Source organism: Paenibacillus sp. 1A_MP2 (genome assembly GCF_052244825.1).
Classification (GTDB): Bacteria; Bacillota; Bacilli; order Paenibacillales; family Paenibacillaceae; genus Paenibacillus; species Paenibacillus vandeheii.
This window is the reverse complement of sequence record NZ_JBQQCS010000003.1, coordinates 1-16,136: the sequence shown is the minus strand read 5'-3', so window position 1 is coordinate 16,136 and position 16,136 is coordinate 1. Positions and strand designations below refer to the sequence as shown.

The following is a 16,136-nucleotide window of genomic DNA, read 5'->3' as shown; positions in this document are numbered from 1 at the left end:
GGAGATAGCTAGTTCAGCGTTTTGACATCAAAAAGATCTTTGAGAATTGAATAGAAAGGAAAAGACATGAAGAAAAAATCATTGATTCTGTTTGTAATAGCTGCCATGATATTCAGTTATTTTCCTCCTCCATCAGCTTCTGCAGCTACATACGCGTGGGACACATACCATACTGAAAGTTACCAAACCGGCGGTGGATATTATCAGTCCTATCAATATTGCACCCAGTACACTCAGCCGCCTGGTGGAGGTACAGCAACATGTACAGCATACGCAACTGGACAACAATGGGTAAGCCCAACGTATTCATCAAGAGAAGTCTATGATGGGAGAGTCACTGCACAAAGTAGGAATGCGTATCCCGACAATGGATACTCTGGTAGTACGAGGTATGTTTATTACGGAATTCTAAATAGTAACCCGGTGATTCAGATTACTCAGACGAACCAAGTAGGCAGTGCAGGTAATGTGAGTATTACAGGGACTGTTTCTGATCCGGATAATGATAACGTTGTTGTTTCCGCGACAATAAATGGAGTGGAAAAAAATGTTACTGTTACGGGTACAGTTAGCGCTAAGCCATGGACGTTAACATGGAGTGGGACTCAACTAGCTGAAGGAGCATATACAAACATTGCAGTAAAAGCTACTGATCCTAGTGGTGGAGTTTCAACGGCTAATTACACGGGCCAAATTTTGATCGATAAGACAGCACCAACGATTCCTAGTGTAAGTTTGTCCAGCACAACCTGGACTAAAGCGCCTGTAACTGTCACGATCACGCCGGGAACTGACAAAGCCGGTGGAAGCGGAGTTAAGGGTACAGAATATCGAATTAACAATGGAAGCTGGGTAGTTGGAAAGAATACAGTGGTTTGCCGCTCTTAATAGATCAAGAAGGCGAAACGACGATTGAGACTGCAACAACAGATAATGCGAACAACACAGGTGCCACGGCTTCGGTTGTCGTCAAGATAGATCGAACTGGACCAGGTAAACCTGGAGTCACTGTAACACCTAGTGGGGACTGGTCGAAGGAAACCGTATCAATTGTTCTAACACCTGGTATTGATGCCGGTGTAGGGACAGAAAAAACACAGTATAAGTTAAATAATGGCTCCTGGGAGGATTATAAGGGAACCATTGTTTTACAAGATGAAGGTGTCCATGAGTTAACAGCTGTGTCGATCGATAAACTCGGAAACGTAGGTACAGAATTACATCAGACCATAAAAATTGATAAGACATTGCCTGGTCGTCCGGATGTGTACCTGTCTGAAGATTCATGGTCAAATTCAGATGTAACACTGTTTGCATCGCATGGAACGGATGCTGATAGCGGTCCAGATTACACCGAATTTACAAGAGACGGACAGACATGGACGAAATATACAGCACCTGTAATCGTTCAGGATTCTGGAGAATGGACATATCAGGTTCGCACAATAGATAAAGCGGGCAACATTGGAGAATCAACTCAAGTGATTGCTAAAGTTGATAAGGTATCACCAGAAACACCAGAATTGAATTTAAGTTCGGATAAACCTACCCAAGATCCAGTTACTATCACACTGATCGATGGACAGGATGATCTGAGCGGTGTGGCCAATAGCCAAATTAAAGTGGGAACAGGGAACTGGACAACATATACAGGCCCTGTGGAAGTGGATGTCGAGGGCATTACTGATGTGTGGGGCCGGACAATCGATATTGCTGGCAATGTTAGCGTAGAAGCGCATGCACAGGTATTTATTGACCGAACAGCACCAACAGCACCCATTCACACTGTCACAGATACATCCTGGTCCAATCAAGACGTATCTTTCGAGTTGGGTGGCAGCCAGGATGCAACCGACGTGACGTATGAATATAAGATCGATAATGGATCGTACATTACCGGCGATCGTGGAACACTGACAGACTCAGGTGAGTATATAATCACAGCTCGGGCGGTGGATGCCGTTGGACTTACGAGTCCGGAAATCGAATTTACCATCCGGATAGACAAAGAACTGCCAGAAGTAGTGTTTGGACCTAATGGCCTGAACTGGTCTACACAGGGCACAGATGTCCAGATTACGGCTAGCGATCGTTTATCTGGAGTGGTGGATCCAATCTACTATGAGGTGAGTCAGGACGCCACACCAAGCGGTTCATGGCAGACACTGCCTAGCAATGGCCAAGTGACCGTGAATGATGGAGAAGGGACTTGGTATGTTCATACTCAAGTTACTGACCATGCAGGTAATGTGGGAACACATACATCAAATCCATATCAGCTGCAGGAAGTACCAGATGCTCCTACGTTGGATGCGACTGCGCTGAGCGCGTCCGAAGTAAGGCTGCAATGGAGCCTACCAAGCAATCGGTATACGGACGGGTACACATATACGGTCAGAAACATGAACACAGGTAAGGAAACAACACTGGAGTATCCGACAAATGAATATGTAGATCAAAACCTGGCAGGCGGCGAAAATTATGCTTACCAGTTGACAGTAAACAATCATGTGGGATCAGCAGAAGCTCGCACGGAAGTGCTGACATATCCGGACAGCCCATCAGTAAGTATTAAACCTGTCTTCCGGACACCGGGTGAGATGAATGTGACGATTGATCCAGTCCCAAGTGCGACGGAATACAGATTAGTACTGACTGATAATCAGGGACAGACTCGACAAGACGGAGTAATATCTGGCACACAACACACTGTAACTGGCTTGGATCCAGGTAGTTTGTATACGCTCCAAGTTTGGGCAATGAACGCAACAGGGGCAAGCGTAGCTACGAGCACCGGCTTTTTGACCCTACCTGCCACTCCAATGGGTTTCACATCAGTGGAGATTAAGGAGGACAGCGTTACAACCGAATGGCAAAGCGTAACTACAGCCACATACTATGATTTATACCGGGATGATGCTCTGGTGTTTAACGGAGGAGACCAGGACCTCAGTTATGAGGATGCTGGACTTGAATCGGGTACAGCGTATGCATATACAATTGCTGCCGGAAATGAGACGGGTGAGGGAGATGTATCGGACCCGTTGAACATAATGACGTTGCCAGCGCAGGACAAATCCTTGCACGTACACAGCTACACTACAACTGGATTTACAGTGCAGTGGGATGGTGTACAGAGTGCTCATACGTACCATTTAGAAGTGATGGATCAGAATGGAATACCTGTGGTAGATCACGAAGGTGCAGATTTGCAGTACACCGTTACCGGGCTAACATCTGGCACAGAGTACACCATATCACTTGTAGCAATTAATAACACCGGTCAAGGTAAGGCCCAAGTGATTCGAACAGTAACGTTACCAGACCAAGTTGGATCAATTCAGGTGAGTGGTATTGAAGAAATACAAGCAGAGGTACAATTGAGCGCAGTCACAGGAGCGACCTTCTACAAGATTGAATTGCATGATGGTACTCAGTTTATCACTTCTGACTTACATTACGTGATGCGGCAGCTGAAGGGCAGCACCGTGTATACAGGTACTGTACAAGCGGGAAACAGCTCGGGCTTCGGAGCACCACTTTCCTTTGAGTTTATGACCAAACCAGCACGACCATCAATGCTGCAGGTTCAGACGGTAGGTGAAAAGGAGCTGGTACTGAGCTGGGCTGCAGATACAACGGCTGAGCGGTACTGGGTGAGAGATGAGCAAGGAAACCGCTTAGAAGTACTAGAACCGTCCATCCGGATATCCGATCTACAGCCAGGTACCGAGTATCGTTTTACCGTTGCGGCCGAAAACGCGACTGGCATGGGTAAAGCATCTGAGATCGTGTGGAGCACAAAAACGGAGGCACCGGAATTGCTGCAGGTCGATGCAGATTACACTGAGGCTGCCCTGACATGGACAGAGCCACAGGGATCCATTCGGTACTTGCTGAAAGATGAGGCTAATGGGTATGTGTACTACAACGGACCGCAGGCAGCTGCACAATTAACTCAGCTGCAAGTTGGCCATGCGTATGATTTAACGTTGTACGCCATCAATAAGACGGGTGATGCATCTGAAGGAGTTCAGGTACAGCTCGTTACCAAAGCAGAGTTGAGTGAAGCTAATGCGAGAATCACCGATGTAAAGTCCGGATCCGTTACGATTGAGCTGAAGACCGTTGGACAAGCTATCCAGGAATACGTGATCTTACGTGATGGACAGGAAATCGCTAAGGTGGACGCAGGTAGCGGGGAAGTAATCTACAAGGATACGGATCTGCAACCAGGAACGGCATATGAATACGAAATTAAGCCAATAAACCAGGGCGGCGAAGGCCAAGGAATCAAATTGACCACAACAACGGCCACGGATCCAGTTTCGGTAGAGGATTTGGAAGTAGAGACCGGGAACGACTGGGCAGAAATCCGATTCCCGGAAGTCGACCACGCTAACGAATATGTAGTGATCGATGAGGAAGGAACGGAGTTGTGGCGTGGAGATACGCTGCCGATCCGAATCGATGGTTTGGAACCAGGAACGTCTTATCCAGTGCATATCGTCGTGGAGAATAGCGAAGGTATTCCATCGGAGAGCGTGCCTGTAGAGCTGTGGACGTTGCCACTAGCTCCAAGTAACATCACGGCGACAAGCACAACACAGACCGTGACACTAGATTTTAAACAGGTAGACACGAAAGGCATTACGTACCTGGTTATCTATCGTAACGGCAAAGAAATTGGCCGAGTAAAAGCCGGACAAACCCGATTTATAGAAACTGGTTTGGATCCAGCAACCTCGTATGAGTACCAAATTAAGGCCCTGAATCCAGGAGGTTTAAGCCTAGAAGAAACAACGGTGCTTGCCTGGACACAGGCTATTCTGACAATTACAAACCCAAATCCTCCTTCTAAAACTGAAGTGACGAAGGATGAGGAAAATGAAGTTATACCAGAAGAAAATGTAAGTTCAGATAACACAAATTCAAGTAAAGACGTCTTCAAAGATATCTCAACCAATTTTGCTAAAAATGAAATTGAGAGCTTGGCAAAAGAAGGTATTATCAAAGGCATTACATTTGAGATGTTTGCTCCAGATAAGCAAATTACACGAATGGAATTTGCAGCATTGATTGTACGCACTATGGCTGCTGATCCCGATGAGTCAATAACATTAACCTTCCAGGATGTAAAGGATTCCGCATGGTACGCTAGAGAACTCAATGCAGCTATCGTAAATGGAATAGCAAGAGGTTTTAGCGCAGTTGAGTTTCGGCCGGAGGCTCTTGTAAACCGGGAGCAAGCAGCAAAAATGTTAATCAATGTGCTATTAAATGAAGGGGTAGCACCTGGAGTAACAGCACAGCAATTTTCTGATGAATCAGATATTGCAGTATGGGCTGCCGAAGATGTAAAGATGGCTACGGAGCAGCAATTGGTAAAAGGATATCCAGATAACACGTTTAGGCCCAAAAACGGACTTACTCGAGCAGAAGCAGCGGCATTAATTTATCGTTTACGTGATTATTTGAATTCAATCTCAGAGTAACAAAAGGGACAGTTATCTATGTAACTGTCCCTTTTTTAAGAAAAATTAAAGGAGTTGCAGGAAATGATTCACGAATATACGCGTAAAATAGTTTTGGCTTTACTTTGCTTCATTCTAGTCGCTTCAAACTTATTGATACCTAATGCTGAAGGAGCAGCTGTACGCCAATATAATTACGATATTTACGGCACAAAGAATGGCACTGTCTGCTCTGAAGGAACAGATAAATTTGTAAGAAAGTATGAGGCAGCGACTACCACAACTGTTTTTGGGCAATACAAATTCTCGGGTTGTAGTTTTCAAATGGTAGGCGAAATATACGATCTATATGGCACAGGGTATAACAGGGGATTAGATACGGATAGTATGAAAGTCTTCGTAAAAACTGGTGGTTATGTAGATGAATACTTAAGATCCGTTGTGTATAACAAGATTAAAGGAGCCTTTATTATGTCTACCACGGCTCCGGACGGAACTTATCCAAACGATGGCATACATACCGATGGTTATTGGTACGTAAAAACCAGCATGGTGCCGAACACGCCGGTGCTTTCCATAACGTCGAGTGGTGACAAGGATATCAATCTTAAACAAGGTCAAGATACATTCACGATATCAGGCACGGTAATGGACACATATAACGAAGCGTTAACTGTATCAGCTTCTATTGGTGGTCTAACAAAACAAGTTATAGTTTCCAATGCAGGGTCAACAGCAAGGAGTTGGACGTTAACTTGGCGGACGTCCGAGTTTAATTCTTCAGGTACGTACACAGGTATTACGATCAAGGCGGATGATGGTAATAACGGAGTTTCAACAGCAACGTATACTGGTACTTTAAAAGTTAACAAGACACAATTATTTTACTGGGATAAGTATAGTCTAAAGCAAAATCCTGTCTATAATTTAGCATGGAGTGCGTATAACGGAGGAACAAGTACTGTAAGTCTGGAAGACTACGCAACATATTATACGGAGTACACATTCGATAAAAACACTGGACGGGCGTACGTAAATAGTGATAGCGCGATCTCTGGTTTTGCCGCTAAATCGCAATTTATACAAGAAGTATACAAAAGTTATGGTTCAGATGGAGTGTTTCGGTACACGAAAGCATCAAGCGGTAGTACCGGAACCAAGTATTGGCAGTATAGTTCGTATACTACTGTATCAGGATCGGAAATGGTAAAAGATCAATTGCTGCAATCTAATCTGTTGGATTTAGATGGAACATATCCAGACAACGGAGTACTTAATGGATACTGGTACATTAAAAAGTCCACAACCAACATGTTCCCAGTACTTAGCGTAGATAACTCTGACATTACGGTCAGTCAACCTACAAGCAAAATTACGTTGAGCGGAACAGCATCTGACAGTGACGGTGACAAAATTACCATCACTGCGACACTGGCAGGAGTCGCTAAATCAACAAGCGTTACCGGTTCAGGCGCTTGGAAGCTTGAATGGCCGGTCTCTGAAGTGCCTGAAGGGTTTTACACAGTAATATCTATCAAGGGAAATGACGGAAAAGAAGGAATCGACACGATAACGTATAGCGGAATTATTACAGTCGATATGACCGGTCCAGACAAACCGGCAGTCACTATCACTCCAAGCGGAGAATGGTCAAACGAAACGGTTACTGCGATCCTTACACCTGGGCTAGATGACGGCGTAGGAACAGACAAAACCCAGTATAAGTTAAACGGCGGAGCTTGGGAGGACTATATGGGTCCGATCGTACTTTCAGAAGAAGGTTCATATGAGTTGAAAGCCGTATCGATCGATAAGCTGGGGAACGTTGGAACAGAGCTGCAGCAAACGATTCGGATCGATAAAACTGTTCCTGGTCGTCCAGATGTATTCCTGTCTAGCGATGTATGGACTAAACAGGACGTAACAATCAATATTACCCATGGATCTGACGCTGTCAGCGGTGCGGATTACAGTGAATACTCTCATGATGGAGTTAATTGGACGAAATATACGGCTCCTGTAGTAGTTAAGGAATCCGGAGAATGGACTTACCAGGCGTACACCGTAGACAAAGCGGGAAACAAAGGTGAAGCGAGCCAGGTCATTGTCAGAATTGATAAAGAGGCTCCAACAACACCGGCGCTGCACCTTTCGAATGAAACGTACACTCAGGATCCAGTAACGGTTTCGTTAATCGATGGGCAAGATGATTTGAGCGGTGTGGCCAATAGCCAAATTAAAGTGGGAACAGGGAACTGGACGACTTATACAGGTCCTGTAGAAGTCGATGTTGAGGGCATTACTGATGTGTGGGGCCGGACAATCGATATTGCTGGCAATGTTAGCGTAGAAGCGCATGCACAGGTATTTATTGACCGAACAGCACCAACAGCACCCATTCACACTGTCACAGATACATCCTGGTCCAATCAAGACGTATCTTTCGAGTTGGGTGGCAGCCAGGATGCAACCGACGTGACGTATGAATATAAGATCGATAATGGATCGTACATTACCGGCGATCGTGGAACACTGACGGACTCAGGTGAATATATAATCACTGCTCGAGCGGTGGATGCCGTTGGACTTACGAGTCCGGAAATCGAATTTACCATCCGGATAGACAAAGAACAGCCGGAAGTGGTACTGGCACCTAATGGCCAAACTTGGTCTAAACAAGGAGCGAATGTCCAAATTACGGCTAGTGATCGTTTATCTGGAGTGGTGGATCCAATCTACTATGAGGTGAGTCAGGACGCCACACCAAGCGGTTCATGGCAGACACTGCCTAGCAATGGCCAAGTGACCTTGAATGATGGAGAAGGGACTTGGTATGTTCATACTCAAGTTACTGACCATGCAGGTAATGTGGGAACACATACATCAAATCCATATCAGCTGCAGGAAGTACCAAATGCTCCTACATTGGATGCGACTGCGCTGAGTGCGTCCGAAGTAAGGCTGCAATGGAGCCTACCAAGCAATCGGTATACGGACGGGTACACATATACAGTCAGAAACATGAACACAGGTAAGGAAACAACACTGGAGTATCCGGCAAATGAATATGTAGATCAAAACCTGGCAGGCGGCGAAAATTATGCTTACCAGTTGACAGTAAACAATCATGTGGGATCAGCAGAAGCTCGCACGGAAGTGCTGACATATCCGGACAGCCCATCAGTAAGTATTAAACCTGTCTTCCGGACACCGGGTGAGATGAATGTGACGATTGATCCAGTCCCAAGTGCGACGGAATACAGATTGGTACTGACTGATAATCTGGGACAAACCCATCAAGATATTACTATATCCGAGACACAGCATATGTTAACTGGTTTAGCTCCTGGTAGTCTGTACACCGTACAGATATCAGCACTGAATAGTAGTGGTGCAAGTGTAGCGACGAGCACCGGCTTTTAACCCTGCCGGCTACTCCAACAGGATTTACAGCAGTAGAAATTAAGGAGGATAGCATTACAACTGAGTGGCAAAGCGTAACCACAGCCACATACTATGATTTATATCGAGACGATGCTCTGGTATTTAACGGCAGAGATCAAGATCTCAGCTATGAGGATGCTGGACTTGAATCAGGTACAGCGTATGCATATACAATTGCTGCTGGCAATGAGACGGGCGAGGGAGATGTATCAGACCCTTTGAACGTACTGACGCTACCGCAACAAGATAAATCCTTAAGCTTGAGTAGCTATAGCATTACAGGATTTACAGCCCAATGGGATGGTGTGCAGAGTGCACATACGTACGAACTGCAGGTATTTGATCTTAACGGATTGTCTGTAGCACATTACCAGGGCCCGAATCTGCAGTATACCGTTACTGGCCTGACAGCGGGCACGGAGTATACCGTATCACTGGTGGCGATTAATGACACCGGTCAAGGCAAGGCCCAAGTGATTCGAACAGTAACGTTACCAGAGCAAGTTGGATCAATTCAAGTGAGTGGCATTGAAGAACTTCAAGCTGAAGTACAATTAAGCGCAGTCACAGGAGCGACCTTCTACAAGATTGAATTGCATGATGGTACTCAGTTTATCACCTCTGACTTACATTACGTGATGCAGCAGCTGAAGGGCAGCACGGTGTATACAGGTACCGTGCAAGGAGGAAACAGTTCGGGCTTGGGAGCACCACTTACCTTTGAATTTATGACCAAACCAGCACGGCCATCGATGCTGCAGGTTCAGAAGGTAGGCGAAAAGGAGCTGGTACTGAGCTGGACTGCAGATACAACGGCTGAACGGTATTGGGTGACGGATGAGCAAGGAAATCGCGTAGAAGTACTAGAACCGTCCATCCGGATATCCGATTTACAGCCAGGTACCGAGTATCGTTTTACCGTCGCGGCGGAAAACGGAACTGGCATGGGTAAAGCATCTGAGATCGTGTGGAGCACAAAAACGGAGGCACCGGAATTGCTACAGGTGGATGCAGATTACACTGAGGCTGCTCTGGCATGGACAGAGCCACAGGGATCCATTCGGTACTTGCTGAAAGATGAGGCTAATGGGTATGTGTACTACAACGGACCGCAGGCAGCTGCACAATTAACTCAGCTGCAAGTTGGCCATGCGTATGATTTAACGTTGTACGCCATCAATAAGACGGGTGATGCATCTGAAGGAGTTCAGGTACAGCTCGTTACCAAAGCAGAGTTGAGTGAAGCTAATGCGAGAATCACCGATGTAAAGTCCGGATCCGTTACGATTGAGCTGAAGACCGTTGGACAAGCCATCCAGGAATACGTGATCTTACGTGATGGACAGGAAATCGCTAAGGTGGACGCAGGTAGCGGGGAAGTAATCTACAAAGATACGGGTCTGCAACCAGGAACGGCATATGAATACGAAATCAAGCCGTTAAACCAGGGCGGTGAAGGCCAAGGAATCAAATTGGCCACAACAACGGCCACGGATCCAGTTTCGGTAGAGGACTTGGAAGTAGAGACCGGGAACGACTGGGCAGAAATCCGATTCCCGGAAGTCGACCACGCTAACGAATATGTAGTGATCGATGAGGAAGGAACGGAGTTGTGGCGTGGAGATACGCTGCCGATCCGAATCGATGGTTTGGAACCAGGAACGTCTTACCCAGTGCATATCGTCGTGGAGAATAGCGAAGGTATTCCATCGGAGAACGTGCCTGTAGAACTGTGGACGTTGCCACTGGCTCCAAGTAACATCACGGCGACAAGCACAACACAGACCGTGACGCTAGATTTTAAACAGGTAGACACGAAAGGCATTACGTACCTGGTTATCTATCGTAACGGCAAAGAAATTGGCCGAGTAAAAGCGGGACAAACCCAATTTATAGAAACCGGTTTAGATCCAGCAACCTCGTATGAGTACCAAATTAAGGCCCTGAATCCAGGAGGGATGAGTCAGAAAGACACAATCGTGTTGGCGATTACAAAATCTGAACAGATTATTAGTGACCCAAATCCACCATCAAAAACTGAAGAGACGGAGGATGAAAAAAGGAGACCGAACCAGTAGTAAATAATGAGACTGAAGAGAATGAAGAAATTAACTCTAATCAGTCTGATTCCGGAGTATTCCGCGATGTGTCTCCAAAATCCTTCGCCAAAACGGCGATTGAAGCCTTAGCAAAGGATGGCATTATAAAAGGCGTGACTTTTGATATGTATCTACCAGACAAGCAAATTAGTCGTGTTGAGTTTGCTGCTTTACTAGTGCGTACTCTATCAGCGAAGCCTGATGAAACTTTGAGGCTGTCTTTTAAAGATATTAATACGACAGCATGGTACAAGGATGAATTAAACGCTGCCATCGTAAATGGGATTGCAAAAGGGTTTAGTACGTCAGAATTCCGGCCAGAAGCACTTATAAATCGTGAGCAAGCATCCAAAATGCTAATCAATGTGCTATTGGGTGAAGGTGTAGCACCTGGAGTAACAGCACAGCAATTTTCTGATGAATCGGATATTGCAGCTTGGGCTGCCGAAGATGTTAAGATGGCTACGGAGCAGCAATTAGTAAAAGGATATCCAGATAACACGTTTAGGCCTAAAAATGGGCTGACGCGTGCGGAGGCCGCGACACTCATTTATCGTCTCAGAGAGTATTTATTGCAAAACGAGTAAGATAAAAGAGGAAATGCTACTCATGGCATTTCCTCTTTTTTGTGAAGTTAGGGCGTCAGCTGCAGAGAGATCCGGAAGAGCTGCAGGTGGATCCGGAAGGAGAGAAGCAGCCGGTTGGCCAGAGATCGATGCGAACGGCGTGCCGGTGACATCCTGGTAGCAGCTGAAGAAGATCTGTAAGAACTGCAGGTGGATCCGGAAGGAGAGAAGCAGCCGGTTGGCCAGAGATCGATGCGAACGGCGTGCCGGCGACGTCCTGGTAGCAACTGCAGAGAGATTCGGAAGAGCTGCAGGTGGATCCGGAAGGAGAGAAGCAGCCGGTTGGCCAGAGATCGATGCGAACAGCGTGCCGGTGACATCCTGGTAGCAGCTGAAGAAGATCTGTAAGAACTGCAGGTGGATCCTGAAGGAGAGAAGCGGCCGGTTGGCCAGAGATCGATGCGAACGGCGTGCCGGCGACGTCCTGGTAGCAACTGCAGAGAGATTCGGAAGAGCTGCAGGTGGATCCGGAAGGAGAGAAGCAGCCGGTTGGCCAGAGATCGATGCGAACGGCGTGCCGGCGACGTCCTGGTAGCAACTGCAGACCGTTGGCTAATAGATCGATTTGATGGCGATCTGGTGATGACGTCCGGGGATTGTCGTTCGATAATGGCCAAATAATCCGGAAAAATGAGTATTAACGAAAATAGACTGATACACTTGTGTATCAGTCCATAAAGTTATGTACCTGGAGGCTATATACAATTACTAAAATTCCAGGCCTAATCTTCTTTTTTTATTCTTTCCTCTTTCGGAAGCGGATCTTGCCACTCATCAATATAAAAAGGACTTACAGTTAAAAATCTACATATCTTTAAAGCAACATCAACTGCTGGTATTTGTTCTCCTGACTCATAGAATTGATAAGATCGTAGAGTTATACCAGCATACTCAGCAACTTCAGTTTGTTTCTTTCTTCTTCGATTTCTAGCAGTTTTTAAGTTCATCTATTTTTCCTCCAGTTTTTCTTTCCGATTCTTACAATAAAGAAAAATGGAGAAAAAGTTAAGATGAACAATAATTCGTAAAAACAGTGTATTTAGGCTTAAAATTATCGTTCAAAACTATTAATAAAAGGAAATTTAATAAAAAATCGTTAAAAAATCGTTCGTATATAGTGTCGAAAGTTGTCGAAATTGGTCGAATTGGATAATAGTATGAAAAAAGTGGTTGCGATTAGCTCACTATCACTATTATAATGGATAGTAACCAATAAAACAGAAACCCATTTTCCTCACCAGAGCGACCAACTCATAGGAAAATGGGTTCCACCTTTAAATATCGTTTGTTATAAGTATACCTGAATCAAAGTTTAGATTCAAGTATAATCGGCTGTGTAATTATGAATTTATTTGTGTTCTTCACAATCTAATTACACAGTCGTGGGAGAGCCTTTTCTTCCAAACATCGGTATTTGAGGTGGCCAAGTGGATTAACAATCCAATCTGGCTGCCTTTTTTGCATTCAAAAGGGAAATAGCCCCATTTAATAGGGGCACACAAGTTTCAGCAGTTGGCAGACTGCAAATGGACTAACAATTCAATTTTGACCTATCAACATTGGCAGATGTTTGATTAGGCCCGGCGCAACCCTTTTTCTCAAATTTTTTTAAAATGAGAGATTAAAAGGCTATTTAAGTGCGCCCATTTTCTAAAAAAATGGTATGACAATGCGCTGGCAGGCGCGTTTGTCTTAGAGTCTACTGCTTGGCCGCAGTTGAGCAACTAAGGCAGCTTAAATGCTGCTAATTTGTTGCTCTATTATACAGTGCCCAAATGTAGGATTCAAGATACCATTTCCCTAAAAAACAAACAAAAATAGGGAGGTATAGACCTTGAGCACTATTGTTGCAGAAGAACTTCAGGATTGGTGTGTAAACACATCCTGGCTCGATCAAGCGCGTTACGTACATAGAGAACTTTTGAAGTATCAATATGAGTCTCACCTTACTGAGAGAACTCAACCGAATATCAATCGTGTTTTTAGTAATCAGAATAATTATGGCTGGACTGCTCTTGCGTTTGATGTTGCTGGAATGAGTTTGAAACCGAAAACAGCAAGATCCTTTCCAAGTCTGTTCAACAAAATTGAAAAAGAAGGATATCAATATTACCGTCCTAATCTCTCTTACACATCTCAGTCTCATGCCAAACGAAAACTTCGGTGGCTTGTTTCAATTATTATGGATTTTGATGCGGAGCATTTAAAAGACCTCGGAATTGAAGATCACGAACAACTTATTCGCCACGTAGAAGACCATGGATTTGAAGTTTTTGGAGTAATCAAAACAACTTCAGGCTACCATGTTTATTTACCAATGCAGCCATTAAGAGGGCAGTACAATGGTAACCGGACAATAATAAGATATGACCAAACGTTGAAATATATTACTCGTATGCTCGGAGCTGACATGAATGCTGCTTCTGCAGAGCATTATTTTCGTACACCACAACAATACAATGTAGTCTACTTCAAGCCTGTACCTAAACCAGACTTTTCGTTCTATGAGCAGCTTTTTATTGAGAGTATTAAAAAAGAAACTAAAAGTATTGTAGAAGTGGTAGATTCGCAACCCAACTTTGGAAAGATCATGAAGCAACCAGCTATTGTAAAGTTGTATTCAGGTAACTTCATAGAGAAAGCATATACCGACGGAAAAGCTGGTAGAAAAAAAGTCGGGAGAAACAATGCAGCTTTTACGCTAGCCCTAGCAATGAAAGCAGATGGATGGAATAAAGAAGAGGCAGTTATGGGTTTAAAAGATTGGTTTCATAAAAGGCTTAACAATAAAAGCGGGTTTACTTGGGCTGAAGTAGGCAGAGCAATAGAACATGCTTACTGTAAGGACTATAAAGGACCGTCACCCGTATACGTTGAAGCACTGACTGGATTAAAATTTCGCCCATTAACAGAGCGAGTAAGCGAACAAGATAGAAAGAAAATGACATACAAATCCATTGAGGAGAAGATCGTTTCTTACCTGCGGCGATATTACCAAGAGTTCGAGAAAGATTTAATGTTGTCTCAAGCTAAATTAGCCGAGGAATTGAGGGTCAATTTACGATCATTGCAGTATGTACTGAAATCTATGAAGTCCAGAGATGTTATTTGCATAGAGACAAAGAGAGTTGGTCGCAGTAATGTTTCGATTTATTTTTTGGATAGTGAACTATTGAAGCAAACAGATGGAGAGAATCTAACTGAAGGTATTAGTACCTCTGTAACAGAGGAATTCTTTGAGCGTAGTCCTGATGGTCAAAGTTCTCAAAACGGCGTTACAGATGGACCTGGAGCCTCAGAAAGTATTCTGGCACACGGTCATAGTTGTCACAACGCAGATCCGTCTTACTTATTTTTTAGCTATTGGTCAACCGGGTTTTCGATTTTCGAGAGAGAATTCTATTTCCAATCCTATGATTGGTGGCGAAGATGTTTTGGTTGGGGAGCTCCCCCTGGTAGGCCGAAACTTTATCCACTAGCCTGACATATACGAGCAATCGTTTGTGGATACTTTATTTTTTGTTAATTTGAATCCACAAGTCGAACTATATCAGGTTTTTTTGTTCACACTAAGTTGCATTTACAGCGAACCTAGAAGGAAATTTAACTTCTCAATTGATGTATTTCTGCGCGGACTGCTTCGATTTTTGCCAACCGCGAGCTGATCGCTTTCAGCCTGGCCAACTGGTTACCGTCGTCCTTCTCGATCGCTCTGCAGCTGCTTCTGGAACTCCAGCGAACGCTCCAGGGCCTCATCGGCGCGCCGATCGCTTCAGCCTGGCCAACCGGCTGCCTTCGTTCTTCCGGATTCCTGCAGCTGCTCCTGGACTCCAGCGGACGCTCCTGGGCGTCGCCGGCGCGCCGATCGCTTCAGCCTGGTCAAACGACTGCCTTCGTTCTTCCGGATTCCTGCAGCTGCTCCTGGACTCCGGTGGACGCTCCAGCGCGTCGAACACTTCAGCCTGGTCAACCGGCTACCGTCGTCCTGTTGGATCACTCTGCAGCTGCTCCTGGACTCCAGCGGACGCTCCTGGGCGTCGCCGGCGCGCCGATCGCTTCAGCCTGGTCAAACGACTGCCTTCGTTCTTCCGGATTCCTGCAGCTGCTCCTGGACTCCAGCGGACGCTCCTGGGCGTCGCCGGCGCGCCGATCGCTTCAGCCTGGTCAAACGACTGCCTTCGTTCTTCCGGATTCCTGCAGCTGCTCCTGGACTCCAGCGGACGCTCCTGGCGTCACCGGCGCGCCGATCGCTTCAGCCTGGCCAACCGGCTGCCTTCGTTCTTCCGGACTCCTGCAGCTGCTCCTGGACTCCGGTGGACGCTCCAGCGCGTCGAACACTTCAGCCTGGTCAACCGGCTACCGTCGTCCTGTTGGATCACTCTGCAGCTGCTCCTGGACTCCAGCGGACGCTCCTGGGCGTCGCCGGCGCGCCGATCGCTTCAGCCTGGTCAAACGACTGCCTTCGTTCTTCCGGATTCCTGCAGCTGCTCCTG

9 protein-coding genes are annotated in these 16,136 nt (G+C 45.7%); 7 read left to right on the top strand and 2 right to left on the bottom strand.

Going from position 1 to position 16,136, the window contains the following annotated elements; translation table 11 throughout:
- Window positions 1-66: 66 nt before the first annotated feature.
- The 6 genes from ACTWJ7_RS34335 to ACTWJ7_RS34310 all read left to right on the top strand — a co-directional run bounded on the left by ACTWJ7_RS34335 (window position 67) and on the right by ACTWJ7_RS34310 (window position 12,264).
- A complete protein-coding gene (locus ACTWJ7_RS34335) occupies window positions 67-888 on the top strand; it encodes a hypothetical protein (protein WP_443146470.1) in 822 nt (273 codons plus the stop codon).
- Window positions 876-5,495, top strand: a complete 4,620-nt coding sequence (locus ACTWJ7_RS34330) for a fibronectin type III domain-containing protein (RefSeq protein ID WP_443146469.1) — start codon at window positions 876-878, stop codon at window positions 5,493-5,495. Before ACTWJ7_RS34335 ends, ACTWJ7_RS34330 begins: the two co-directional genes overlap by 13 nt.
- 450 nt (window positions 5,496-5,945) lie before the next feature.
- Window positions 5,946-8,897 (top strand): OmpL47-type beta-barrel domain-containing protein, encoded by a 2,952-nt coding sequence (locus ACTWJ7_RS34325; RefSeq protein ID WP_443146468.1) that lies wholly within the window; start codon window positions 5,946-5,948, stop codon window positions 8,895-8,897.
- Window positions 8,898-9,178: 281 nt separating this feature from the next.
- Window positions 9,179-10,996, top strand: coding sequence for a fibronectin type III domain-containing protein (locus ACTWJ7_RS34320; protein WP_443146467.1), 1,818 nt, complete (start codon window positions 9,179-9,181; stop codon window positions 10,994-10,996).
- A 68-nt stretch (window positions 10,997-11,064) separates the two neighbouring features.
- Window positions 11,065-11,604 carry an S-layer homology domain-containing protein gene (locus ACTWJ7_RS34315; protein WP_443146466.1) on the top strand — a complete coding sequence of 180 codons (540 nt, stop codon included), beginning with the start codon at window positions 11,065-11,067 and terminating at the stop codon, window positions 11,602-11,604.
- Between the two features lie 528 nt (window positions 11,605-12,132).
- A complete protein-coding gene (locus ACTWJ7_RS34310; RefSeq protein WP_443146465.1) occupies window positions 12,133-12,264 on the top strand; it encodes a hypothetical protein in 132 nt (43 codons plus the stop codon).
- Window positions 12,265-12,365: 101 nt separating this feature from the next.
- On the opposite strand, the gene ACTWJ7_RS34305 is transcribed toward ACTWJ7_RS34310, so the two are convergent.
- Complete coding sequence (locus tag ACTWJ7_RS34305; RefSeq protein WP_443146464.1) at window positions 12,366-12,590, bottom strand: helix-turn-helix domain-containing protein; 225 nt, start codon at window positions 12,588-12,590, stop codon at window positions 12,366-12,368.
- A gap of 887 nt (window positions 12,591-13,477) precedes the next feature.
- Between ACTWJ7_RS34305 and ACTWJ7_RS34300 the strand changes: the two genes are divergently transcribed.
- Complete coding sequence (locus tag ACTWJ7_RS34300) at window positions 13,478-15,127, top strand: hypothetical protein (RefSeq protein WP_443146463.1); 1,650 nt, start codon at window positions 13,478-13,480, stop codon at window positions 15,125-15,127.
- 288 nt (window positions 15,128-15,415) lie between these two features.
- Here the strand turns inward: ACTWJ7_RS34300 and ACTWJ7_RS34295 are convergent, their stop codons facing one another.
- Window positions 15,416-15,640: a hypothetical protein gene (locus tag ACTWJ7_RS34295; protein ID WP_443146462.1), complete on the bottom strand. Its 225-nt coding sequence runs from the start codon at window positions 15,638-15,640 to the stop codon at window positions 15,416-15,418.
- Between the last annotated feature and the right edge of the window lie 496 nt (window positions 15,641-16,136).